28 protein-coding genes are annotated in these 21726 nt (G+C 71.4%); all 28 read left to right on the forward strand.

Translation table 11 applies throughout. The features are described 5' to 3' along the window. Window positions 1-123: 123 nt before the first annotated feature. Window positions 124-408 carry a hypothetical protein gene (locus ACQPYD_RS31990; RefSeq protein WP_433699079.1) on the forward strand — a complete coding sequence of 95 codons (285 nt, stop codon included), beginning with the start codon at window positions 124-126 and terminating at the stop codon, window positions 406-408. Further along, window positions 408-665, forward strand: a complete 258-nt coding sequence (locus ACQPYD_RS31995) for a hypothetical protein (RefSeq protein WP_433699080.1) — start codon at window positions 408-410, stop codon at window positions 663-665. Before ACQPYD_RS31990 ends, ACQPYD_RS31995 begins: the two co-directional genes overlap by 1 nt. Further along, window positions 662-1009 carry a hypothetical protein gene (locus ACQPYD_RS32000; protein ID WP_433699081.1) on the forward strand — a complete coding sequence of 116 codons (348 nt, stop codon included), beginning with the start codon at window positions 662-664 and terminating at the stop codon, window positions 1007-1009. The genes ACQPYD_RS31995 and ACQPYD_RS32000 overlap by 4 nt, the downstream gene beginning before the upstream one ends. Further along, window positions 1006-1197, forward strand: a complete 192-nt coding sequence (locus tag ACQPYD_RS32005) for a hypothetical protein (RefSeq protein ID WP_433699082.1) — start codon at window positions 1006-1008, stop codon at window positions 1195-1197. Before ACQPYD_RS32000 ends, ACQPYD_RS32005 begins: the two co-directional genes overlap by 4 nt. Next, complete coding sequence (locus ACQPYD_RS32010) at window positions 1194-1529, forward strand: hypothetical protein (protein ID WP_433699083.1); 336 nt, start codon at window positions 1194-1196, stop codon at window positions 1527-1529. Before ACQPYD_RS32005 ends, ACQPYD_RS32010 begins: the two co-directional genes overlap by 4 nt. 93 nt (window positions 1530-1622) lie before the next feature. After that, window positions 1623-2021, forward strand: coding sequence for a hypothetical protein (locus tag ACQPYD_RS32015; RefSeq protein WP_433699084.1), 399 nt, complete (start codon window positions 1623-1625; stop codon window positions 2019-2021). A gap of 63 nt (window positions 2022-2084) precedes the next feature. Then, entirely contained in the window at window positions 2085-2747 is a 663-nt protein-coding gene (locus tag ACQPYD_RS32020) for a hypothetical protein (protein WP_433699085.1), read from the forward strand. Further along, window positions 2744-2947, forward strand: coding sequence for a MerR family transcriptional regulator (locus ACQPYD_RS32025; RefSeq protein ID WP_433699086.1), 204 nt, complete (start codon window positions 2744-2746; stop codon window positions 2945-2947). Before ACQPYD_RS32020 ends, ACQPYD_RS32025 begins: the two co-directional genes overlap by 4 nt. 946 nt (window positions 2948-3893) lie before the next feature. Continuing rightward, window positions 3894-4124, forward strand: coding sequence for a hypothetical protein (locus ACQPYD_RS32030; RefSeq protein ID WP_433699087.1), 231 nt, complete (start codon window positions 3894-3896; stop codon window positions 4122-4124). 10 nt (window positions 4125-4134) lie between these two features. Continuing rightward, entirely contained in the window at window positions 4135-4500 is a 366-nt protein-coding gene (locus tag ACQPYD_RS32035) for an HNH endonuclease signature motif containing protein (protein WP_433699088.1), read from the forward strand. A gap of 214 nt (window positions 4501-4714) precedes the next feature. After that, complete coding sequence (locus ACQPYD_RS32040; RefSeq protein ID WP_433699089.1) at window positions 4715-5164, forward strand: hypothetical protein; 450 nt, start codon at window positions 4715-4717, stop codon at window positions 5162-5164. Beyond that, complete coding sequence (locus tag ACQPYD_RS32045; RefSeq protein WP_433699090.1) at window positions 5148-6782, forward strand: hypothetical protein; 1635 nt, start codon at window positions 5148-5150, stop codon at window positions 6780-6782. The genes ACQPYD_RS32040 and ACQPYD_RS32045 overlap by 17 nt, the downstream gene beginning before the upstream one ends. 15 nt (window positions 6783-6797) lie before the next feature. Further along, window positions 6798-8261 (forward strand): phage portal protein, encoded by a 1464-nt coding sequence (locus ACQPYD_RS32050; RefSeq protein ID WP_433699091.1) that lies wholly within the window; start codon window positions 6798-6800, stop codon window positions 8259-8261. Between the two features lie 18 nt (window positions 8262-8279). Then, window positions 8280-10199: a hypothetical protein gene (locus ACQPYD_RS32055; RefSeq protein WP_433699092.1), complete on the forward strand. Its 1920-nt coding sequence runs from the start codon at window positions 8280-8282 to the stop codon at window positions 10197-10199. Window positions 10200-10209: 10 nt separating this feature from the next. Beyond that, window positions 10210-10395 (forward strand): hypothetical protein, encoded by a 186-nt coding sequence (locus tag ACQPYD_RS32060; RefSeq protein WP_433699093.1) that lies wholly within the window; start codon window positions 10210-10212, stop codon window positions 10393-10395. Window positions 10396-10494: 99 nt separating this feature from the next. Then, window positions 10495-11241 (forward strand): hypothetical protein, encoded by a 747-nt coding sequence (locus tag ACQPYD_RS32065; protein WP_433699094.1) that lies wholly within the window; start codon window positions 10495-10497, stop codon window positions 11239-11241. 18 nt (window positions 11242-11259) lie between these two features. Next, entirely contained in the window at window positions 11260-12126 is an 867-nt protein-coding gene (locus ACQPYD_RS32070; RefSeq protein WP_433699095.1) for a coat protein, read from the forward strand. 2 nt (window positions 12127-12128) lie between these two features. Beyond that, complete coding sequence (locus ACQPYD_RS32075; protein WP_433699096.1) at window positions 12129-12395, forward strand: hypothetical protein; 267 nt, start codon at window positions 12129-12131, stop codon at window positions 12393-12395. A 2-nt stretch (window positions 12396-12397) separates the two neighbouring features. Next, window positions 12398-12991: a hypothetical protein gene (locus tag ACQPYD_RS32080; RefSeq protein ID WP_433699097.1), complete on the forward strand. Its 594-nt coding sequence runs from the start codon at window positions 12398-12400 to the stop codon at window positions 12989-12991. After that, window positions 12988-13329 carry a head-tail adaptor protein gene (locus ACQPYD_RS32085; protein ID WP_433699098.1) on the forward strand — a complete coding sequence of 114 codons (342 nt, stop codon included), beginning with the start codon at window positions 12988-12990 and terminating at the stop codon, window positions 13327-13329. Before ACQPYD_RS32080 ends, ACQPYD_RS32085 begins: the two co-directional genes overlap by 4 nt. Next, on the forward strand, window positions 13329-13703 hold the full coding sequence (locus tag ACQPYD_RS32090) for an HK97-gp10 family putative phage morphogenesis protein (RefSeq protein WP_433699099.1): 375 nt from the start codon (window positions 13329-13331) through the stop codon (window positions 13701-13703). The genes ACQPYD_RS32085 and ACQPYD_RS32090 overlap by 1 nt, the downstream gene beginning before the upstream one ends. Continuing rightward, window positions 13703-14104 (forward strand): DUF3168 domain-containing protein, encoded by a 402-nt coding sequence (locus tag ACQPYD_RS32095; protein WP_433699100.1) that lies wholly within the window; start codon window positions 13703-13705, stop codon window positions 14102-14104. Before ACQPYD_RS32090 ends, ACQPYD_RS32095 begins: the two co-directional genes overlap by 1 nt. A 1-nt stretch (window position 14105) precedes the next feature. Continuing rightward, window positions 14106-14522 carry a phage tail tube protein gene (locus tag ACQPYD_RS32100; RefSeq protein WP_433699101.1) on the forward strand — a complete coding sequence of 139 codons (417 nt, stop codon included), beginning with the start codon at window positions 14106-14108 and terminating at the stop codon, window positions 14520-14522. Window positions 14523-14533: 11 nt separating this feature from the next. Next, on the forward strand, window positions 14534-14923 hold the full coding sequence (locus tag ACQPYD_RS32105) for a hypothetical protein (protein ID WP_433699102.1): 390 nt from the start codon (window positions 14534-14536) through the stop codon (window positions 14921-14923). Continuing rightward, window positions 14920-15252: a phage tail assembly protein T gene (locus ACQPYD_RS32110; RefSeq protein WP_433699103.1), complete on the forward strand. Its 333-nt coding sequence runs from the start codon at window positions 14920-14922 to the stop codon at window positions 15250-15252. Before ACQPYD_RS32105 ends, ACQPYD_RS32110 begins: the two co-directional genes overlap by 4 nt. A 26-nt stretch (window positions 15253-15278) precedes the next feature. Next, the gene (locus tag ACQPYD_RS32115; protein ID WP_433699104.1) at window positions 15279-17597 is read left to right on the forward strand and encodes a phage tail protein; all 2319 of its coding nucleotides are present in this window, start codon (window positions 15279-15281) and stop codon (window positions 17595-17597) included. Between the two features lie 26 nt (window positions 17598-17623). Beyond that, a complete protein-coding gene (locus tag ACQPYD_RS32120; RefSeq protein WP_433699105.1) occupies window positions 17624-18004 on the forward strand; it encodes a phage tail fiber protein in 381 nt (126 codons plus the stop codon). Between the two features lie 12 nt (window positions 18005-18016). Beyond that, entirely contained in the window at window positions 18017-21718 is a 3702-nt protein-coding gene (locus ACQPYD_RS32125; protein WP_433699106.1) for a hypothetical protein, read from the forward strand. Window positions 21719-21726: the final 8 nt, after the last annotated feature.

Consider the following 21726-nt stretch of genomic DNA (forward strand, 5'->3'; position numbering starts at 1 on the left):
GGCATTCGTGCAGATCACAGCTTCACGCACTCCTACACGCTCTACACGCGCCCGCTCTACACGTTCTCTCCCCCCTTTAAGAGGGGGGAGAACGTGCGCGGTGGGCCCCACGGAAGGCTCCCGATGCCCCACCAGACCCTCCCCGCCGCACCGATGGTCACCACCCCGCCCCGCGGCTCCGGAGTGATCCCCGCCTGGTTCGAGATCCACGCCAGCGGGTGGATCTGCTCCGACCCCAACTGCCCCAGCGAGTACGAGGAGGAGCTGGGACATCCGGCCGAGTACGTGAACACCTACGCACTGCGCCACCTCAACGACCACCACCCCGGCTGGAAAGCCCCCTGCTCCTGCTGCGGAACCCCGCAGTGGAACTCCGAAGGATCCCCCCGCTGCTTCTGGTGCCGTTGATGACCGCCCCGCTCGCGCCGTTGGTGGCCGCGGCGAAGGTCCGACACACCTCCGCCCCCGCGAACAGCCCGGCGCGGAAGGCCGCCGGGTGCGCCCTGGTGGTCCTGAGCGAAGCCCGCACCGTCCCCGGTGCCCTGCGGATGCTCGCCGCCTCCGCCCTTCCGGACGACCTACGCGACCAGGCCGCCGACCTCATCCACCAACTCTCCGCGCGACACGCGGGGAGTCAGCCCCACACCAAGGAGCCGACCCGATGACCACCCGAGAAGAACGAGCCGCGCAGCTCGCCGCCAAGGACCCGAGCGAACTCGCCGCCCTGGTCCTCGCCCACGAAGACCGCCTCTCCACCGTCGCCACGGTGGCCGGCACCGCCGCGGACAACATGCGCGCCACCATCGACCGCATCGAGCAGGAGCGCGCGAACGACCGCCCTCTGCCCGGCCGCTCCGCCGACGCAATTCTCGCGGTGGTCGCGGAGTGGTGCCGTGAGTCGTGGGAGGTCGGCGGGATCAACGCCGGAGACCTCGCCTGGAGGCTCAGCGAAGCGGGCTACCCGCTTCCGAAGGACGCCACCCCCATCACCGACAGGAGCACCTCGTGACCACGAAGCCCACCCGCCCCTCGGCGGCTGCCCCGCCCACCAGTCGGGCGACCTGCCGGATGACCACCGCCCGCGGCAACCGCTGCACCGGCGAGCCCCTGGACCCCGACCCCAAGGCCGTCCAGATCTGCATCCGCCACGCGGGCGAGGTCATGGCGCTGATCAACGAGAAGAGGAACAGGCGATGACGACCACCTTCGTGTCCGTCGACACGCTCGTCAAGCACGTCTACCGGGGCGACCTCGGCGACCCCACGTGCCCGAACTGCACCGGCCGCTTCGTGCACGTCGACCACACCGTCACCGACCTCGAAGTCCACATGGCCAACGGCCACCAGGCCCCCGAGCCCGAGACGATCGCCGTCATCCCCCTCGACGACCTGAAGGCGCGCGCGGCCGAACTCACCCGCTGCGCGGACTGCACCGCAGGCCTGTACCTGGCCGTGGACACCAAGGCCGAGTGGACCGTCGTCCGGGGCCACTTCCCCGGGTGCCCGGACTGGCTCGGCGTCACGTCGTAGCCCCGTGACGAACAGCAGCACACAGAAGGACCGGGGCGTCACTACCGCCCCGGTCCGCGCCCCAGGATCGCACACCACCCGGAAGGCCGGAACATGCCGATCATCGAACCGCCCCAGGTTGTCACCGTCGACACCGACGAGCTCCACACCGTCGTCACCGTCATCCGCGCCGCCCACCACTTCGAGGGCACCCCGTTCCGCCGCGAGATCATCGCCGCCGCCGGCCGCCTCAAGGAAGCGCTCCTCATCCCGCGCACCTACGGCCAGCCCGTCGCCCAGGTCCCCGCTGAGCCCCTGTGGTGGGTGGTCCGGGCCGCCGATGAACTCGGCAACGACCGCGACCTGCCCCCCGTCGGCACCCTGTTCACGGCCGTGGACCGCCTCCAAGGCGCCCTCGACCACCAGGCGGCGCGCACCGACCGCGGCATGACCACGGTCCTGGAGTTCGAGTGCCTCGTCGAGGCCGCCGCACTCGCCGGAGACGACCAGTAGACCGCCGGGCAACCGTAGGCGTCTCGCCCACGGTTGCCCGGCCCGCACCACCTCGGGGGAACGATGAACGACCGCACCAACCAGGCTTACGCTGCTCTCTCCGACCTGCGCGCGCTCCTCGCCGACATGGCCGACACCACCCACCCCATCCACCGCCCCACCGGATGGGGCCCCACCCTGGAGCAGGTCGCCGACGCCGGCCGACTCCACGCCGCCGAGCGGCACGACGCGCTCGTCCAGCTCGCCCGCGGGCTCAAGCCCCTCGGTGCGTCCCCGGCCCCGGGCGACCTCACCGTCATGCAGACCCGCCGCGACATCGACACCGACATCGCCGACCTCGAAGAGGCCGTCCGGGAACGGGTCGCCCCGCAGATGCGTCCCGCGGCGACCACGAACCGGCGGATCGGCCGGATCATCAGCCTGCTGCCCAAGATCGGCGCCGTCGACGACCTGATGACGCACGTCCTCGCCGAGGCCTGCCGGCTCCGCGCCCGTGCACGGTGGGCACTCGGCGACTCCGGCGAGGTGCGCAAGCTGACCGCCCGCTGCCCGCACTGCGGGGCGAAGAGCCTGCGCGAGCTCACCGACCGGGCCGTGGTCACCTGCTCCAACATCGCGTGCCGGTGCATGGACCCCACATGCGGCTGCCACGACGCGACCGCCGCCCGCCACCACCAGTGGCACGCCAGCCAGTGGCACACCATCACCGAAGGGATCAGCGCATGAGCCACCAGGGCGACGCGAAGATGACCGGCAAGGAAGCCGCCGAAGAGGTCGGGGTCTCCCCGGACACCATCGACACGTGGGTGCGCCGCGGACAGCTCCACCCGATCCCCGGCACCGGGAGGCCCCGGAAATTCTGGCTGTCCGAGGTGTACACCGCCGAGGCCGCCCGCCGCGTCCACTACAAACACCGTAAGGAGTGAGTGCGCCAGGCCCCTTACAGGTGGTACTCTTCTATCTGACGGGTTCGCTGTGACTCCACAGCCATGCCCAGAACGACTTCGGGCCCCGCACCTGGTGGTGTCGGGGCCCTCGCCGTTCAGGCTGAAGTCAGCCACACCACCCCGCGTCAACGAGCCCACTGAGTGCATCTTGCCCACTGGTCGACCGAATGAAGCCCTGGTAGGTGACACATTCTCCGCGAGTGTCACCACTGGCGGCGGCATAGTGCGCATAACCGCCCCCGTCCCGGTAGTACCCCCCATGACCCTCTGGTCCGGTGTACAGATAGATCTCTGTCCACGTCTCCACCCCATGCACCGAAGAGTGTGTCTTCAATGCGATCGCACAGTTCTGCTGGTAAGTGGAGCTCCACAGGAGATAGGCAGTCCCCAAGCGTGTCGTGCTGTTTCTGAGCATGATGCCATTCGAGTGCTGAAGGGTGTACGAGCCGCTGGACCAGCCACAACCATCGCCCGCTCGGACTGCTTGGTCGAGCGTGTGGGCGGACGCGGGAACCGCAGAAATAACCACAGTGCTCACCATCAACGCGAACACCATTGCTACATGGCGAACGAGATTTCGCATCCTGGAAGTCAAGGTCTCCCCTTCGTGGATTAATCGGAGCAACCAGGATAATTTTTCGTTCACGGACCTTCTGGGAACTGACCAGGGGCGGCCAAGAACTTGACGGCCCGAGCCTGACCGAAATCCCAGACCCGCCCGGCGATCCCGCTTAGCCGCCGGGCACCTCACGTACCCGCGCTGCTCCAGCCCGCTTCGGCCGCCTGGACCCGCGCGAGCACCGCCCGCCCGATGTCCGCGCACCTCTGGGAGGTCGTGCGCGTCGATCCGGTCCGGGCACGTCCCGGCTGGCCGCTTGAGGGGGCGGCCGGCCGGGGCATCCCACTCTCCCCCTCGGAGGCACCCATGGTTCCCGTGCACGTCTACGTCCAGGTCGGCGACGGCCCCATCGCCAAAGTCGGCACCGCCGAACTCGACAACCCCGACACAGCCACGGCCGACACCGCGCTCTTCATGCGCACCATGGCCGACGAGTTCGAGACCCCCATCGGGACGCCCCCATCGGAGGAGCCCACGCCCACCGAAGGCGACGTCCCCACACCCCCGCCCACCGAAGTCCCCGGCCCGCGCCCCTGAGGAGAAGCCCATGGCCCGCCGTAGGGCCCTCCAGGTGTGCCCCACCCCCGGATGCCCGACCCTCACCCAGCGGGGCGCCTGCCCCGACTGCCGCAAGACCCGCGCCCGCAGCCGCCCCACCGCCAGGGCCAAGGGGTACGGCCGCCGGTGGGAACGCACCCGCGCCGCCTACCTCGAAGACCAGCCCTGGTGCGAATGCGAGACGCACGCCGCGCTACCGCCGCTGCTGCGCCCGCTCGCCGAACACGTCCACCACATCGACGGCCTCGGCCCGCTCGGTCCGCGCGGCCACGACCCCGACAACCTCGAAGCGTTGACGCAGCGTTGCCACGCACGCATCACCGCCGCCGAGGAACCCGGCGGCTGGCACAGCTGACCGCTACCCGCCGTCACTCCGGACCACACAGAAGAAAAACGCTCTGACCTGGGGGTATACCCCCTCTGGGTGGTGGCCTGGGGAACGCCGGGGAGGGCTGAAAAAAGTCGGTCAGGTTCAAAAGGTCCTCACGTCACGCAACGTGATGCCCACCGATGTCGCGCAACGCGACAGCAGGAGGTGACCCACCGTGCCCAGTGGAGGAGCCCGCGCTGTGTCCGGCCCCGCCCCGGACCCCGATGCGCTTCGGCGCAACCGGCCCAGCGACGCCGCCGCGTGGTCGACCCTGCCTGCCGAAGGCCGCACCGGCGCCCCGCCCGAGTGGCCGCTCATCGACGTGCAGCCCCGCGAGTGGGACCTGTGGCGGGACCTGTGGTCGCGCCCCCAGGCCGTCATGTGGGAGCGGCTCAGCCAGGAGCTGGAGGTGGCGCTGTTCGTGCGCAAGCTCGCCGAGGCCGAGCAGCCCCGCGCCTCGGTGGAACTCCAGAAGGTCGTGCGCCAGTACCTCGACTCGTTGGGCCTGTCCGTGCAGGGGATGCTCCGTAACCGGTGGAGGATCACCGCCCCCGAACAGGACGATGCCGACGATGCGCCCGCCCCCGCGGCGCCCGCCCGCCCCTCGGCCCGATCCCGGCTGACGGTCGTCCATGGCGACGGGGACTGAGCCCAAGGTCGTCACCTGGCCCACCCTGTTCGTCGCGATCGACTGGATCGAGCGGCACTGCGTCATCCCCGACAAGTTCCACGCGGGGAGCCCGTACCTGCTCACCGACGAGATGACGTGGTTCTACGCCAACCACTACCGGGTCCGCCCGGACGCGGACGTGGCCGAGTCGTTGGACGCCCCCGCGAGCGCGTTCGTCTACCGGCGATCCCAGCTGATCCGCCCGCAGAAGTGGGGCAAGGGGCCGCTGACCGCGAGCCAGCTGTGCCTGGAGGGTGTGGGGCCGGCGGTGTTCGCTGGGTTCGCCCGGGGCGGGGAGAAGTACCGCTGTGCCAAGCACGGGTGCGGCTGCGGGTGGGTGTACGAGTACGAGCCGGGGGAGGCCATGGGCATTCCGTGGCCGACCCCGCTCATCCAGGTGACGGCCTTCTCCGACGACCAGACCGACAACATCTACTCGGCGCTCAAGCCGATGATCCAGCTCGGCCCGCTCGCCGAGGTGATCCCGCGGGTGGGTGAGGAGTTCACCCGGCTTCCGGGCGGGGGGCAGATCGTCACCGTGACCAGCTCCGCGCAGAGCCGGTTGGGGCAGCGGGTCACGTTCGTGGCCCAGGACGAGACCGGCATCTGGACCGCCGCGAACAAGATGGTGCGCGTGGCCGAGACCCAGCGCCGCGGCCTCTCCGGTATGGGCGGCCGGGCGGTGGAGACCACCAACGCCTGGGACCCGGCAGAGGGCTCCGTGGCCCAACGCTCATACGAGGCCAAGGCCAAGGACATCTACCGCGACTACGTGCAGCCCCCCGCGACCCTGTCCTTCGCCAACAAGCGCGAGCGGCGCAAGATCTACCAGGTCGTCTACGGCGACTCCTGGTGGGTGAACCACGACGTCATCGACGCCGAGGCCGCCGAGCTGATGGAGCGCGACCCCGCCCAGGCCGAGAGGTTCTTCGGCAACCGGGCCGTGGCCGGCACCGCCTCGTGGCTGGACCCCGCGGCCTGGGCGAAGAGGGCCGCCCCGCGCGTGGTGCCCGATGGCGCCCGCGTGGTCGGCGGCTTCGATGGCAGCGATATCGACGACTGGACGGCGATCCGCCTGGAGACGATGGACGGCCACCAGTTCACCCCGCTCGTGGGCCCGAACAAGGAGCCGTCCATCTGGAACCCCGCCGACTACGGCGGGCAGGTTCCGCGCCTGGAGGTCGACGCGGCGGTGGACGAGATCTTCCGCCGCTACGACGTGGTCCGCCTGTACGCGGACCCGCCGTACTGGGACACCGAGGTGGACGCCTGGGTCGACCGGTACGGGGAGAAGCGCGTCCAGCGCTGGTACACCAACCGGGTCAAGCCGATGCACAAGGCGTGCGAGCGGCTCAAGACCGACGTCACCAAGAAGGACAGCATGTTCTCGCACGACGGGTGCGAGACCACCGCGACGCACATCGCCAACACCCGCATGGCCGCCCGCCCCATGGCCCGCTACGTCCTGCGCAAGGCCAGCCCGTCCCAGAAGATCGACGCCGCCATCCCGTCCGTGCTCTGCCACGAGGCCCTGGGCGACGTGACCGCCGCCGGCCTGGCCGCACCGAAGAAGAAGACCTACGTCTACACCGCGTGAGAGAGGAGGCCGACTGTGGTTTCCATCGACCGGGCCCGCCAGCTCGTCGCCCTGCTGGAAGCAGAGCTGATGAACCGGTCAGGGGAAGCCGACCGGCTCAACTCCATCTACCGGGGCAACCAGCCGCTGAGGTTCGCTTCGCCGGAGTTCCGCGAGTACTTCGGGCAGCGCTACCGCGGCTTCTCCGACAACTGGACCCAGGTGGTCGCCGACTCCCCGGTCGAGCGGCTGACCCCGATCGGCGTCAAGGCGGCCGGTGACGAACGGGCCGATGCGGACCTGTGGCGGGTGTGGCAGACCAACGGCCTGGACGCCGACGCCCAGCTGGGGTTCCTCGGCGCGGGGATCGCCGGGCGCTGCTTCGTCCTGGTGTGGGGCGACCCCGACGACGAGGACACCCCCGAGGTCACCTTCGAGGACGCCCGCGAGTGCGTGGTGGCCTACGTCCCGGGCAGCCGTCGTCGCCGCCGGGCCGGGCTCAAGCGGTGGCAGGACGGCTCTTCGGAGTACGCCACCCTGTACCTGCCCGACGAGGTGTGGAAGTTCAAGCGCCCGCTGCTGCGCCACGTCAAGAGCGTGAACATGGCCGGGGTGGACGAGGTGCTGAACTGGCAGCCCCGCGACACGGGCGAGGAGGAGCCGAACCCGCAGCCCAACCCGATGGGGCTGGTACCGCTGGTGGAGCTGCCGAACCGGCCGATGCTCGCTGAGGAACCGCTCTCGGACGTGGCCGGCACGGTCGCGATGCAGGACGCGATCAACCTGTTGTGGGCGCACCTGTTCACCGCCTCGGACTACGCCAGCCTGCCGCAGCGGGTGATCCTCGGCGCCGAGGTCCCCAAGACCCCGATCCTGGACGATCGGGGGCAGGTCGTCGGCGAGAGGCCGGTGGAGCTGGCCCGGTTCACCAAGGACCGGGTGGTGTGGGTGGAAGGCGACCAGGCCAAGATCGCCGAGTGGTCCGCCGCGGACCTGTCCGCGTTCACCGGCGTCATCGAGGTGGCCGTCGGACACATCGCCGCCCAGACCCGCACCCCCCAGCACTACCTGATCGGACGCATGGCCAACCTGTCCGGGGACGCGCTGATCGCCGCGGAGACCGGCCTGGTCAAGCGCACCGAGGAGAAGCAGCTGTGGTTCGGCCAGGCGCTCCGCGAGGTGTTCCGGCTGATCGCGCTCGCACGAGGCGAGACCGCCAAGGCCCAGGCTCTGGCGGCCGGCACCCTGCTGTGGGCCGACGCCGAGTCGCGCTCGCAGGCCCAGCTCGCCGACGCGCTGCTCAAGATGAAGCAGATCGGTATGCCCTTCGAGTGGCTGGCCGCCCGGTACGGGCTCACCCCGACCGAGATCGTCGACGTCATCGCGATGCGCCAGCGCGAGGCCGAGCTGGACCCCATCTCCGCCCTGGCCGATGAACTCGGCCGCAGCCCCGCCCCCGTGGCTCTGCCCGCTGGCGGGTCCACCGACCCGATGCTCTGACCCCGGGGGGAGGCGCCCGTGGCCGCTCCCGCCCTGGCCTTGGACCACAAGGCCGACACGACCCGGCTGGCCACCGCCACGGCCCAGGCCGCCCGCGCCGAGTGGGCCCGGGTCGACCCCGACCAGATCCGCACCTCCTGGCAGGCCCGGCTGCCCCGGGTGCTGACCCTGGTTGTGGCCGCCCAGCGGGCCGCCGCCGGCCTGTCCGAGCCCTACCTGCGCCAGCTCCTGGGACTGGCGCCCGACGCCGCCCTGGATCCGGCCGCCCTGTCCGGCATCGCCTCGGACGGGCGCCCGCTCGACTCGCTGCTCGCCCAGCCCGCGGTCACCGCCCTGACCTACCTGGCCACCGGCCGCGCGGTCGGCGACGCCATGGCCGCCGGGGTCGCCATGCTGGAGCTGATCGTCGGCACGCAGGTGCACGACGCCGGCCGGGTGGCGGACCTGATCGGTATCGCCGCCCGGCCTGGTGTGGCCTACACGCGGGTGGTGGACCTGCCCGCCTGTGCCCGGTGTATCGTCCTGGCCGGACAGACCTACGCCTACTCCGAGGGATTCGAGCGGCACCCGCGGTGCGACTGCGCGGTCCTGCCCATCCGCTCCGGCGAGAGTCCGCCCCTGTCCCCGCGCGAGCTGTTCGCGTCGATGTCCCCGGCCGAGCAGCTCCGCCGGTTCGGTGCCGGGGCCGTCGAGGCCATCCGCGAAGGCGCCGACATCGGCCAGGTCGTCAACGCCCGCCGCGGCCTGACCACCGCCGCCGGGCGTCTGTTCACCACGGAGGGCACCACCCGGCGCGGCTACGCCGGGGGCCGCATGGCCGCGACCGCCGGCACCGCCCGCGCGGCCGGGGAGCGGTACGCGCGCGCGGCCCTCGCCCGGCCGATGCCCGAGCAGATCCTCGCCGAGGCCGAATCGCGCGAGGACGCGATCGCCGCGCTGATCGCCTACGGGTACCTGTCCGCATCCGCCGCACAACCCCCGGCCCCCGCACCGGCGCCACTCCGCCCCGCGCTGCCCGCGCCTCCGCAGATGTCCGACGAGGACCTGGCCGCGGAGCTGAGGACGCTGACCGCCGGGGGCGGGTCCGACTCCCCGCGCGGCCGGGACCTGGCCGAGGAGGTCGAGCGCCGCGCCCGCGAGGCCGCACCCGAGCCGGTCCTGTCGGAGCTGTCCGAGGACGCGCTGATGGAGATGGTCGGGCAGGCATACGCGGCCGAGGACTACGACCGGGCCGCCGCCGTGGAGGCCGAGATCGACCGCCGCGCCCAGGCCGAGCCGCCCGCCCCGGTGGACGGCCGCCTGCGCGCCGATGACCTGTCCTGGTACGACGACGACCGCCTGGGCGAGATGCTCATGGACGCCTTCGCCCGCGGGTGGACGGCCGACGCCGGGGTGATCGAGACCGAGCTGGAGCGCCGCGCCGCTCTCGCCGACGCCCCGCTGGCCGAGGCCTGGATCGACCCCGACGAGACCGAGGACGAGCGCGCGCGCCGCGAACTGGAGGACGCCCAGTACGAGCGCATGCGCGTGCTGGTGGAGGAGCAGGGCTACGCCTGGGAGGAGGCTGCGGCCGAAGTGCAGGGCCGCAGTCTGGAAGCGCTCCGCCGAGAGGACTACGTCCTCCAGCACCGCGTCGGCGAGACCGATCGCCGCTCGTTTGTGGAACTGGCCCGGGAGCAGTACAAGCTCCAGGTCACCCAGCAGTGGCAGGCCGCAGAGGAGGCCACGAACGGGTTCCTCCTCACGCCCGCCGCCCAAGCTGCCGGGGTCGACCCGCAGTCCCTGTTCTCCGGGCCGCGCGCCCGCGCCGAGGCCCACGCCAGCGAGGAACTCAAGCGCTGGTGGGACGCGAACGGCAGAATGAACTTCGAGGACTACGTCGCCGCCATCGAGGCCGGACGCGACACCCGCGAACCGGGCCGTGACTTCAACCGCTGAGGAGCCCCCTGTGTCGGTCGCCCTGGACCTGGCCCGCGCCCGCGCGGCCGGGGTGCGCGCCGCCCGCGCCGACGAGCCGCGCACCGCCAGCCCCTACCGGTCGGACGCCGGGACCGCCCGCGAGCGGATGCTCTGGCTCGCCTGGAACTCCGGCTACGACTCGGTGAAACCCTTCCCGGTGGACTACGAGAGCTGACCAACCGGACCGATCCCCATACCCGCCCGCCGTGGCGGGTTTTTTCATGCCCTGACGCCCGTGCACCACGGGCCCCTGGACCCGCAACGGGAGACCACCATGACCGAGACGCTCGACACCGACCTGCCCGTCCACCCCCGTACCGGCCTGACCGCGCTCGCCGTCATCGGTGGCCGCCCCGTGTGGCCGGTGCTGGGCGGCGCCCCCGACGACGAGGACCAGGACGAGAAGGACGCCGGCGACGAGGACGCCCCGGCCGAGGACACCGACACCGACGAGGCCCCCGAGGGCACCTCCGACGGCGAGAATGCCGAGGACGAGGAGGACGCCCCGCTCGGGCCCAAGGGCGTCAAGGCCCTGGCCGCGGAGAAGGAGCGCCGCCGCGCCGAGGCCAAGCGCCGCCGCGAGCTGGAGGCCGAACTGGCCCAGCTGAAGAACGGCGGCAAGGCGGAGGACCCCGACCAGATCCGGCGCCAGGCCGAGCAGGCCGCAACGGCCAAGGCCAACACCCGGCTCCTGCGTGCCGAGGTGCGCGCGGTTGCGGCCGGGAAGCTCGCCGACCCCAAGGACGCGCTGCTCCACATCGACCTGGACCAGTTCGAGGTCGACGAGAACGGCGATGTCGACAGCGACGAGATCGCCGACGCGATCACCGACCTGATCACTCGCAAGCCCTACCTGGCTGCCGCACCGGCGAAGAGGTTCCAGGGCACCGGCGACGGCGGCACCCGCACCGGGAGCCGACCCAAGCAGATCACCAGCCGCGAGGAACTGGCGAAGCTCACGCCCGCCGCGCGGCTCAAGGCGCACCAGGACGGGCGCCTGAAGAACCTCTTGCAGAACTAACCCGAGGAGAGCAGCCAGATGGCTATCACCAACTTCATCCCCGAACTCTGGTCCGCCGCAGTGCAGGTCCCGTTCGAGGACGCCCTGGTCTACGCCCAGGGCACCGTGTCCAACCGCCAGTACGAGGGCCAGATCCGGCAGATGGGCGACACCGTCCACGTCACCTCCATCGCCGACCCCACCGTGCGCGCCTACGACAAGACCACGGACCTGACCACCGAGGACCTGGACGACGACCAGATCTCCCTGGTGATCAACCAGGGCCAGTACTTCAGCTTCCGCGTCAACGACGTCGACCGCGTCCAGGCCGCCGGCGACTTCCAGGCCCCGGCGACCCAGCGAGCCGGGTACAAGATGTCCGACGGGCTGGACCGGCACGTGGCCGGGCTCTACACCGGCGTGGCCGCGGCGAACAACCTGACCCCCGACCCGGGCACCGGCGTGACGCCGATCGACATCGCCACCGGCGCGGACGCCTACCAGGTCCTGATCGACCTGGCGGTGGCGCTGGACAAGGCGGGCTGCCCGAGCGTGGGCCGGTACGTGACCGCGCCCCCGGAGTTCCACGGCAAGCTGCTGCTGGACGACCGGTTCGTGCGGGTGGACGCCTCGGGCACAAGCGAGGGTCTGCGCAACGGGATCGTGGGCCGGGCCGCCGGGTTCGACATCCTCAAGACCAACAACGCCCCGTCGCCCGCGGCTGGTCAGCGCGTGGTCCAGGCGGGCATCCCCGACGCGATCAGCGTCGCCGAGCAGATCACCGAGACCGAGGCACTCCGGTCCCAGTCGCGGTTCGCCGACATCGTGCGAGGGCTGCACGTGTACGGCGCGAAGCTGTTCCGCCCCGAGGGCATCGCCGTCGCGACCGTCACCTTCGGGAGCTGACCGTGGCTGAACTGATCACCGTTGCGGGCACGGCCGGGGCGACGTTCGCCGTCGACCCGGACGTGCCCTGGGTGGCCGCCCAGCTGGCCAACCGCATGCTCATCCAGGTGGCGCGTCCCGAGCCGGAGACGGAGGTGGAGCGCCCGGCCCAGTCCGCGGCCAAGGAGGTCTGGGTGGCCTACATCGCCCAGACCACGGCCCTGTCCGAGGCCGAGGCCGCGGACCTGACCAAGGCCGACCTGGTCGCCCTGGCCGCCGAAGAGGAGTAGCCGTGGCTCTGCCACCGCTGGCAACCGTCGCTGACGCCGCCGCCCTGGGACTGGTCGTGGAGGGCCAGGAGGCGACCCTGCTGACCGCGTACCTGGCCGCCGCGTCCGCTGCGGTCCGGGACGCGGCCGGGGCTCCCATCTCCCAGACCACGTCCACCATCGCCCTGGAGGGCGAGCGCTCCCAGCGCCTGCACCTGCCGGCCCCGCCCGTCACCTCCGTGGCCGCCGTGCTGATGGACGGCGAGGAGGTCACCGACTACCGGCTGGCCTCCGGTGCGCTGTGGCGGCCGGACGGGTGGGCGCGTACCGGTGCACCGTCCGAGGTCACCGTGACCTACACGCACGGGCTGCCGGAGGTGCCCGCCGACATCGTCATGCTGGTGTGCCGCATCGCCGCGGCGACCCTGCTCGCCTACCGGTCCGAGGCCGACGGCTCAGGCCTGGCCGCCGGGGACGTCCGCCAGGAGCGCATCGGCGACTACTCGGTGACCTACGGCGGGGACGGGCAGATCACCGAACTCGAACTGTCCGACCGGCTCACCCGCAAGCTGGCCGCCCGCTTCGGCGGTGGGGTCGGTCTGGTGAGGGCGCGATGAGGCGCGGCACCGGCCACCTGCTCAACACCACCGTGGCCGTGTGGCGGGTCGTGCTCGCCGACGACGGCGGGGGCGGGCAGACCGAGACCTGGTCCGAGGTCTCCGCCCAGCGCGCCCGCCTGTCCCAGCCCACCGCCGCCCAGCGCGAGGCCGGAGACCAGGACGGCGCCCGCCTGACCCACGTCGTCTACCTGCGCCCCGGGGCGGACGTGCACCGCAGCGACCAGCTCCGCCAACAGGACCTGGTCCTGGAGGTCGTGGCGGTCTTCGAGCCGAGCGTGCGCGGCACCTACCTGCGGGCGGACTGCACATCCCGACAAGAAGGAGGTGGGCCCTGATGGGGTTCAGCGCCAGGGTGATCGGCGGCCGTCTCGCCCGCCGCGCGATCACGAAGCTGACCAGGGACATGCACGACGTCCAGGAGGAGGTCGCGCAGAAGTGGGCCGAGGACATGTACGCCGGCGCGCTCGCCGACGTGCCCGTCCGCGAGGGTGACCTGGGCGCCGCCCTGGAGAAGCGCGTCAAGGGCGAGGGTGCGACGGCGGACGGCCAGGTGGGCGTCTGGGACAAGGACGCCTACTACGGCCAGTTCGTCGAGTTCGGCACCTCGAAGATGCAGGCCCAGCCCTTCATGTATCCCAACGCCCGCAAGGCCAACCGCAAGGTCCCCGGCTGGGTCAAGGAGGGCATCGAGAAGCGGCTGCCCGGCTGATGGCGGTCGCTGCCTGGCCGCTCCAGCAGGCCATCATCACCCGGCTTCGCGCAGACCCGGCCCTGACCGCCATGTGCGGTGTGTACGACGAGGCCCCCGAACCGGCCCCGTACCCGCACATCACGGTGGGCGAGGTCATCGAGGAGCGCCTCGACACCCACGACGCCCAGGGCCTGGACGTCGCCTTCATCCTGCACATCTGGTCGAAGTACCGCGGCTACGCCGAGGCGGCGCGGATCCTCTCCCACGTGGACCGGCTGCTGGACCGGCAGCCGCTGGAGGTCGACGGCTTCCACGTGATCTCGATCTTCCGGGAGCACCACCGGATGATGCGCGACCCCGACCCCGACATCCGACACTGCCCGACTCGTTTCCGGGTCTGGCTCAGCAAGGAGGCATGACATGCCTGGAATCGACGCCAAGGGCACCGAACTCCGCAGGGGGGACGGTGCCGACCCCGAGGTCTTCATCCCCATCGCGAACGTCACCACCTTCGGCGGTCCCAACTCCGAACGTGAGGCCTACGACGTCACCACCCACGACACCCCCGGCAACAGCAGGGAATTCATCGGCGGCCTGGTCGACGAGGGCGAGGTGTCGGTGGAGGTCAACTACGACCCGGCCGACCACGACACCCTGCGCGCGGACTACCGCACCCCCGACCCCATCAACTACGAGATGGAGTCGCCGGCTGGCGAGGTCTGGGCGTTCTCCGCGGTCCTGACCGGGTTCGAGCGGGAGATGCCCGTCGACGGGCAGATGACCGCCACCCTGACCTGGCAGGTCTCCGGCGAACCCACCATCACCCCCGCAGTCTAGAAAGGCACACGATGACCAGCACCAACACCGAGACCGCCGAGACCGAGGAGTTCCTCGGGCGCGACGCCATCCTGAGCGCGGACGACCGGCTCTACGACACGGTGGCCGTTCCCGAGTGGGGAGGCAAGGTCCGCATCCGCTCCCTGACCGGCACCGAGCGGGACCGGTTCGAGGCGGACGTGGCGGGCAACGGCAAGAAGCTGCGGCTCGACAACGTCCGCTCGAAGTTCGTCGCGAAGTGCATCATCGACGCTAAGGGCAATCAGGTGTTCAGCTCCTCGGGCGCGGACATCGCCGCCCTGGGCAAGAAGAACGCGTCCGCGCTGAACCGCGTGTTCGAGGCCTGCCAGAAGCTGTCCGGTCTCACCGACGAGGACGTGGACGAACTCCTGGGGGAATGAGGGCGCGGCCGGAGCGGGAGTTCTACTTCCGGCTGGCCGCGCACCTGGGCATGACCGTCGCGGAGATGTTGGCCCGGATCAGCTCCCGTGAGCTGACCGAGTGGGCCGCCTACGAGCGCCGCGCCGGCCCTCTCGGCGGACGCCGCGGCGACGTGCACATGGCCGTCGTCTCCGCGGCGATCTACAACACCAACCGCAAGAAGGGGTCGAAGGCGATCGACCCCGAGAAGCTGCTGCCCGTCTGGGACGACTACCAGTCCGAGGACCAGATGTGGGACGCGATCCGCGCGGCCAACATGCAGCTGGGCGGCGCCGAGACAACCGAGTAGGCCGAGCTGGTGGGAGGTGATCCCACGTGGCGACTGTTGCATCCTTGCTGGTCAAGCTGGGATTGGACGGGAAGCGGTTCGACAAGGGCGTCAAGAAGGTCTCGCGCGGCCTGGACAACCTCATCAAGAGGTTCGACCGGGTCGGCGACATCGGCAAGATGACGGCGCTCGCCACCGCCGCGTCCGCGCTGACCTCGCTGACGGCCGCCGCGGGCCCCGCGTCCGGGGCGCTGCTCGCCGTCCCCGCCGCCGCGCTCTTAGCCGGGGCCGGTGTGGCCACGCTCGCCGCCGGCCTGTCCGGTGTGGGCGACGCGATGGCCGCGACCGGCGGCACGGCCGCGGAGCTGGAGGAGTCCCTGGCCGGGCTCGCCCCGGCAGCGCAGAACTTCGTGAGGAGCTTCGCCGGGGTCCGCCAGCAGTTCGCGCCGATCCAGCAGGCCGTGCAGCAGCGGTTATTCGGTGGCCTCGGCGAGGAGCTGTCGGCGCTGGCGACCGGCGCCATGCCGACCCTGCGCACGGGGATGACCGCCGTCGCCTCAGCACTCAACAGCCTCGGGTCCGAGGCGATGAAGACCATGGCGACGCCCCTGTTCCAGGGGCAGCTCGCCGACATCTTCGACGGCACCGCCAAGGCCACGGAGTCCTTCTCCGGGGTGGTCGGTCCGCTGCTGACCGTCCTGGCCCAGCTCGGCGTGGCCGGGCTGCCGCTCATCACCCGGTTCAACGAGTGGGCGGCCGGGGCGCTCTCCTCGGCCGCGGCGTTCATGACGTCCGAGGCCGGCGCGGCCCGCCTGTCCGAGATCGTCACCACCGCCGGCGACACCCTGGCCCAGCTCGGCTCCATCGCCGCGAACCTGGGCAGCTTCCTCGGTGGGATCTTCGGCGGGGCGTCCGTCTCCGGCGGGGACCTGCTCACCACCATCGAGACCCTGACCGCCCAGTGGGCCACGTGGGCGAACAGCGCCCAGGGCCAGGAGCAGCTCGGGCAGATCTTCGCCCTGCTGACCCAGGTCGCGACCGACCTGCTCGCGATCCTGCCCGGCGTGGCCGGGGTGATCGGCACGATCGCGTCCATCTTCACCAGCCTCCCCGGGCCGGTCCAGTCCACCGTGGCGCAGATGCTCGCCTGGTCCATGGTGCTGGGCCCCATCGCGGGCAAGATCGCCGGGCTGTCCGGCATCGTCACGTCGCTGAGCGGCGGCCTGCTCAAGCTCGGCCAGAGCATCAAGTCCCCCGACACCGCCCTGGGAAAGTTCACCCGCAAGCTCAGCTCCCTCGCGCTCTCCGCGGGCAAGGGCCTGGGCAAGCTCGTGGGCATCCTGGGCAAGCTCGGCGTCCAGGCGCTCCTCATGGGAGCGCGGATGCTCGCCGGGTGGATCCTGGGCATGGGCCCGATCGGGTGGATCATCGCCGCGATCATCGCCCTGGTCGCGCTCGTGATCATCTACTGGGACGAGATCGTCGCAGCGATCACGATCGCGTGGGAGTGGATCAAGCAGGCCACCGTCTCCGCGTGGAACGCCGTGGTCGCGTGGCTGACCGGCATCTGGGCCTCGATCGTGGCCACCGCCACCGCCGCCTGGGAGTGGCTCAAGTCAGCCGTGTCCGCAGCCTGGAACTGGCTGGTCTCGCTCTTCATGACCTACCACCCGGTGGGCATCCTGATGTCGCACTGGGAGCAGATCAAGGCGGCAGCAGCCGCGGCCTGGGCGTGGATCAAGGCCAAGGTGTCCGCCCTGTGGAACGGGCTGGTCAACTTCATCTCCGGCGGCATCAACAAGATCCGCTCGTTCATCACCAACGGGTTCAACGCCGCGAAGAACATCGCGATCGCCGCGATCCTGGGCCTGCACAACCGGGTGGTCGCCACGATCGCGCGGGTGATCTCCACCGTCCGGGGCATCCCCGGCAAGATCCGCTCCGCTCTGGGCAACCTCGGTTCACTGCTCACCGGCGCCGGCCGGTCCATCATCCAGGGCCTGATCAACGGCGTCACCGGCATGATCGGATCGCTCCGCAGCAAGTTCAGCCAGATCACCAACATGATCCCGTCCTGGAAGGGCCCGATGCGGGTCGACCTGCGACTCCTGGAGCCGACGGGCGCGGCCATCATGAGCGGCCTCACCCGAGGCATCGAGGGATCCCTGCCCGGCCTGCGCTCCACCCTGGGCGACGTCACCAAGGAGATCCCGTCCAACGTCAGTGCGAGCGTCCGTCACAGCGGCGGATCCGAGCGGGTGATCGTCTTGGACCTGGCCGGAGCCGACGGCGAGATGAAGCGCATGATCCGCAAGTGGGTGCGCACCGACGGCCGCGGCGACGTCCAGGTGGCGTTCGGCCGGTAGACCCCAACCTGAGAGGAGGGCCCACCGTGGCCTTCAGCAACGCTCTGCTCCACCCCATGCTCACCACGGCCGGGACCACGGCCGTCCGAGCGTCCCTGCACACCGGCGACCCCGGCACCACCGGAACGTCGGAGGTGTCCGGCGGCGACTACGTCCGCCAGGCGGTGACGTGGCAGGCCCCGGCCGACGGCGCCATCACCGCCAGCGGGGAGCTGGTGTTCCTCGTGCCCGGCCTGGGCTCGGCCGAGGTCACCCACGTGGGTCTGTGGACCGCCGCCGGGGCGTGGCTCGGCGCGCTGCCGGCGGACGTGCCGCAGCCGTTCCCCTCCCCGGGGACGGCGACCGTGGCACCGCTGACCCTTGACATGACCGGGGGCGTCCTGGTGGCGTCCATCAGCTCCGAGTGAGAGGAGGCCCTCGTGGCGATCGTCTGGTCCAACAGCTTCGACGGCACGCCGGGGCAGAGCGTCACGGTCGCCAACAGCGCCGCCTACGGCAACCCCATCGCGGGGCTGCGCAACAACCCGCCGCCGGACGCCGTCAGGTACGGCGACCAGGCGGTGATGGGTGGCGCGTCCCTGCGCCTGGGCACCGACGCGGGCACGCCGCACGGCGACGTGTGGCTGCACTACCCCACCCTGAACGAGTACTCGATCTCGGCGTATCTGCTGGTGCCCCAGGGGACGTGGCTGCGGGTCCGGGACGCGAACATCATCACCGAGCTGTACCTGGCCACCGAGTCCGGACAGTACTTTCTGGGCACCCATGCCGTCCCGGCCGAGACGGCCGCCCAGCTCATCGGCCGGTGGGTCCGGGTGGAGGTCTCCGCGACCCTGGAGCGGATGGCGTACCGGCTCTACTGGACCGACGTCCACTCCACCGGGGCCCCGGACTACGAGTACTCCGAGGGCAGGGCGGCGGGCAGTACCGTCGGCGGCATCTTCACCCAGGGCGCCGGGATCGCCTCGGCCCCTACTCCCTACATCGACCAGATCAGGATCGGGGAGGGTGAGTGGCTGGGCCCGTGGCCGACCCACCAGCAGTTCTCCGCGTCCGGGGCCCTGCCGCTGGCCGGGTCGGCGACCATCACTGCCGCTCTGGACGACGGGCCGATCCGGGCCACGGGCTCCCTGCCTCTGTCCGGGTCTGCGGCCATCACCCGGCACGCCACCCTGGCCGCGGCCGGGACGGTCGGCGACCTGACCGCCGCCCCGGCCGCTATTGCGCGGGAGGGGCGCTTCGGCGCATCCGCGACCCTGCCCCTGGCCGCACACCCGGCCGTGGTGCGCGGGACCTTCCGGCCCACTTTCCCGCCGGCGCTCACCGCGGAGATCCTCCTGGGCGAGGAGTGGGTGGACATCACCGGCGACGTGCGGGTGGAGGAGGACGTGGCCATCGGGCGGGGCCGGGCCGACGAGGCCGCCCGCGCCGACCCGTCCTCGCTGTCCCTGATGCTGAACAACCGCCACGGCCGCTACAGCCCGCGCAACCCGCTCGGCCCGTACTACGGGAGGCTCGGCCGGAACACGCCGTTGCGGGTGCGGGTCGGCGAGCTGCCCGAGCCGGGGGCCGTGATCTTGAGGGATGCGTTCTCGCGGACGGTGTCCTCCGGGTGGGGCACCGCCGACACCGGCCAGCCCTGGCAGGTCTTCACCGACCACGCGACCAACCGAGTCTGGGTCGGGGAAGGGGCGGGCCGGATGGAGATGGGGACCATCAACACCCTGCCCGGCGCCCGCACCCCGCCCATGCCCGCAGACCTCGACGCCGTGTGGACGTTCTCCCTGTCCGACCTGCCGCGCGGCATGCTCCCCGGTGCGGTCTTCTGCAACCTGGAGATCCGCAGGCACATGGTCGGGGGGCTCCTGTACTCGCTGCGCACCACGATCTCGGTGCGCGTCTTCGGTGGTGCCCCGGACGGCCGGTGCCGAGTGTCCGCGCACATCAACGCCTACAGGGGCGCGGCCATCTCCCCGGTCACACCGGTGGACGCGGTCGCCCCCGCGGTGACCTACGCCGCCGGGGAGAAGCTGACCGCGCGGGTGCTCGCCGACGGGCCCTCCATCAAGGTCAAGGTGTGGCCCGCCGGGACCCCAGAGCCCGCGGCGTGGCTGGCCCAGGGGTGGGTGGAGGACATCGTCGGCGACGGCCCGGTCGAGTTCCAGGCCGTGGTGAGCCCGTCGGCGGACGCCACCGTGCTGCCGCTGACCGTGGCGTTCCGGGGCATCACCATCCGCGAGCCCGTCCCCGTGTCGTCCGCGTGCCGGTTCTACGGGGAGGTGAGCAGCTGGCCGTCGCGGTGGTCGCTGTCGGACACCGACGTGTGGGTGCCCGTGGCCGCGGCGGGGATCAGCCGCCGTCTCGGTCAGGGTGCGAAGCCGCTCCGAAGCACGCTGCGCCGGGTGCTGCCCACCTACCGGCCACTCGCCTACTGGCCGATGGAGGACGGGTCCGCCGCGGGCTCGGCCGCCGAGGTCTCCGGCACGGCCGGCCCCCTCCTCACGTCCGGACTCGTGTTCGCCGAGGAGGACAGCCTGGCCACGTCCGAGGCCCTACCGACCGTGCGGCCCGGCGCCCGGATCCAGTCGGGCCCCATCCGGTCGATCGGCACCGGCTCGTGGGAGGTCGACATGCTCGTGCGCATGGCCGAGCCGACCGAGGCCACGACCAACCAGGACCTACTCGACGTCACCTCATCAACGGTGCGGGTGCGGGTGATCACCCGGCAGTGGACCGACGGGCGGCCGATCATCGCCGCCTACACCTACGACCCCGACGGGGCGCTGCTCGGCTCCTGGTCGATGTACACCGACCAGACCGACGCCCCGCTGGTCTACGGGCAGTGGGCGCGACTGCGGATCATCGCGTGGACGGGCCCCCTGTGCGTGACGCGGTTGGACATCGCCGATGCGGCCGAGCAGTACCGGGGAGGGCAGCACACCTACACCTACAGCCCCGGCGTGGGCACGCTCTCCCGGATCAACACCGTGTTCGGGGCGGCCCTGGGCGACGTCGCGATCGGACACATCACCGCGTGGGGCGCCCGCTACTCCAACGGCTACTTCACCTCGTTCAGCGGCTTCGCCGGGGAGACGACCGCCACCCGGCTCTCCCGGCTCGGCACCAGCGAGGGCGTGCCGATCCTCGTGACCGGGGACGCCAACACCGCCCTGGGCCCCGAGCCCGCCGGCACTCTGCTGGAGGGCGTGGGTGCGGCGACGGACGCAGACCTGGGCGTGCCCGGCGAACCGAGGGACGATCTCGGTCTGATGTACCGGGCCCGGTCGACGCTGTACAACCAGCCGCCCGTCATCACCTTGGACTACCGGGCCGGGACGATCTCCGATCCGGTGGAGCCCCAGGACGACGACCAGAACACGCGCAACGACGTCGAGGTCAAACGCGCGTCCGGGTCCAGTTACCAGGTGGTGGACGAGGACGGGCCGCTCGGCGTGAACCGGGTGGGCCGCTACGACGAGTCCGTCACGCTCAGCCTGGCCGACGACGCCCAGCTGCCCGACCAAGCCGGGTGGAGGCTGCACCTGGGCACGGTCGATGAGCTGCGGTGGCCGACCATCCACCTGAACCTCGCGAATCCTCGTATGCGGGAGCACATCCCGGACCTGATCGGCCTGGACACCGGGGACCGGATCCGCATCCTGAACCCCCCGCTCTGGACCCAGTCGAGCGCCCTGGACCTGATCGTGCAGGGCTACGAGGAGCGGATCAACGCCTTCGCGTGGGACCTGGTGCTCACCTGCACACCGGCGTCCCCGTGGACGGTGGGGGAGGTGCCCGAGACGGGCCCGGCCGTGGTGGAGCCGTCCGCCCCGGACCGGGCCGACACCGCGGGGTCCGTCCTGGCCGCCCCCGTCTCCGCGACCGACACCGTCCTGGACGTGGCCACCGTCCAGGGACCGCCCTGGATCACCACGTCCGCCCACCCCGGCGACTTCCCGCTCGACGTGGTCCTGGGTGGGGAGGTCGTCCGCGTCACCGGCATCGCGCCGAGCGCCGCGGGGCAGGCGTTCACCGTCATCCGCTCCATCAACAACATCGTCAAGGGACACGGGACGGGTACGGACGTGCGTCTGGCCCAGCCCCTGATTGTCGCCCTGTAAAGAGAGGA

This window comes from Nocardiopsis sp. CA-288880 (assembly GCF_050955985.1).
Lineage (GTDB): Bacteria > Actinomycetota > Actinomycetes > Streptosporangiales > Streptosporangiaceae > Nocardiopsis > Nocardiopsis tropica.

Bases quoted from the DNA above. Each gene is read 5' to 3' on its own strand.
- ACQPYD_RS31990 (WP_433699079.1), top strand. From the start codon at position 124: ATGCCCCACCAGACCCTCCCCGCCGCACCGATGGTCACCACCCCGCCC.
- ACQPYD_RS31995 (WP_433699080.1), top strand. From the start codon at position 408: ATGACCGCCCCGCTCGCGCCGTTGGTGGCCGCGGCGAAGGTCCGACAC.
- ACQPYD_RS32000 (WP_433699081.1), top strand. From the start codon at position 662: ATGACCACCCGAGAAGAACGAGCCGCGCAGCTCGCCGCCAAGGACCCG.
- ACQPYD_RS32010 (WP_433699083.1), top strand. From the start codon at position 1,194: ATGACGACCACCTTCGTGTCCGTCGACACGCTCGTCAAGCACGTCTAC.
- ACQPYD_RS32015 (WP_433699084.1), top strand. From the start codon at position 1,623: ATGCCGATCATCGAACCGCCCCAGGTTGTCACCGTCGACACCGACGAG.
- ACQPYD_RS32020 (WP_433699085.1), top strand. From the start codon at position 2,085: ATGAACGACCGCACCAACCAGGCTTACGCTGCTCTCTCCGACCTGCGC.
- ACQPYD_RS32025 (WP_433699086.1), top strand. From the start codon at position 2,744: ATGAGCCACCAGGGCGACGCGAAGATGACCGGCAAGGAAGCCGCCGAA.
- ACQPYD_RS32030 (WP_433699087.1), top strand. From the start codon at position 3,894: ATGGTTCCCGTGCACGTCTACGTCCAGGTCGGCGACGGCCCCATCGCC.
- ACQPYD_RS32035 (WP_433699088.1), top strand. From the start codon at position 4,135: ATGGCCCGCCGTAGGGCCCTCCAGGTGTGCCCCACCCCCGGATGCCCG.
- ACQPYD_RS32045 (WP_433699090.1), top strand. From the start codon at position 5,148: ATGGCGACGGGGACTGAGCCCAAGGTCGTCACCTGGCCCACCCTGTTC.
- ACQPYD_RS32065 (WP_433699094.1), top strand. From the start codon at position 10,495: ATGACCGAGACGCTCGACACCGACCTGCCCGTCCACCCCCGTACCGGC.
- ACQPYD_RS32070 (WP_433699095.1), top strand. From the start codon at position 11,260: ATGGCTATCACCAACTTCATCCCCGAACTCTGGTCCGCCGCAGTGCAG.
- ACQPYD_RS32085 (WP_433699098.1), top strand. From the start codon at position 12,988: ATGAGGCGCGGCACCGGCCACCTGCTCAACACCACCGTGGCCGTGTGG.
- ACQPYD_RS32090 (WP_433699099.1), top strand. From the start codon at position 13,329: ATGGGGTTCAGCGCCAGGGTGATCGGCGGCCGTCTCGCCCGCCGCGCG.
- ACQPYD_RS32095 (WP_433699100.1), top strand. From the start codon at position 13,703: ATGGCGGTCGCTGCCTGGCCGCTCCAGCAGGCCATCATCACCCGGCTT.
- ACQPYD_RS32100 (WP_433699101.1), top strand. From the start codon at position 14,106: ATGCCTGGAATCGACGCCAAGGGCACCGAACTCCGCAGGGGGGACGGT.
- ACQPYD_RS32105 (WP_433699102.1), top strand. From the start codon at position 14,534: ATGACCAGCACCAACACCGAGACCGCCGAGACCGAGGAGTTCCTCGGG.
- ACQPYD_RS32110 (WP_433699103.1), top strand. From the start codon at position 14,920: ATGAGGGCGCGGCCGGAGCGGGAGTTCTACTTCCGGCTGGCCGCGCAC.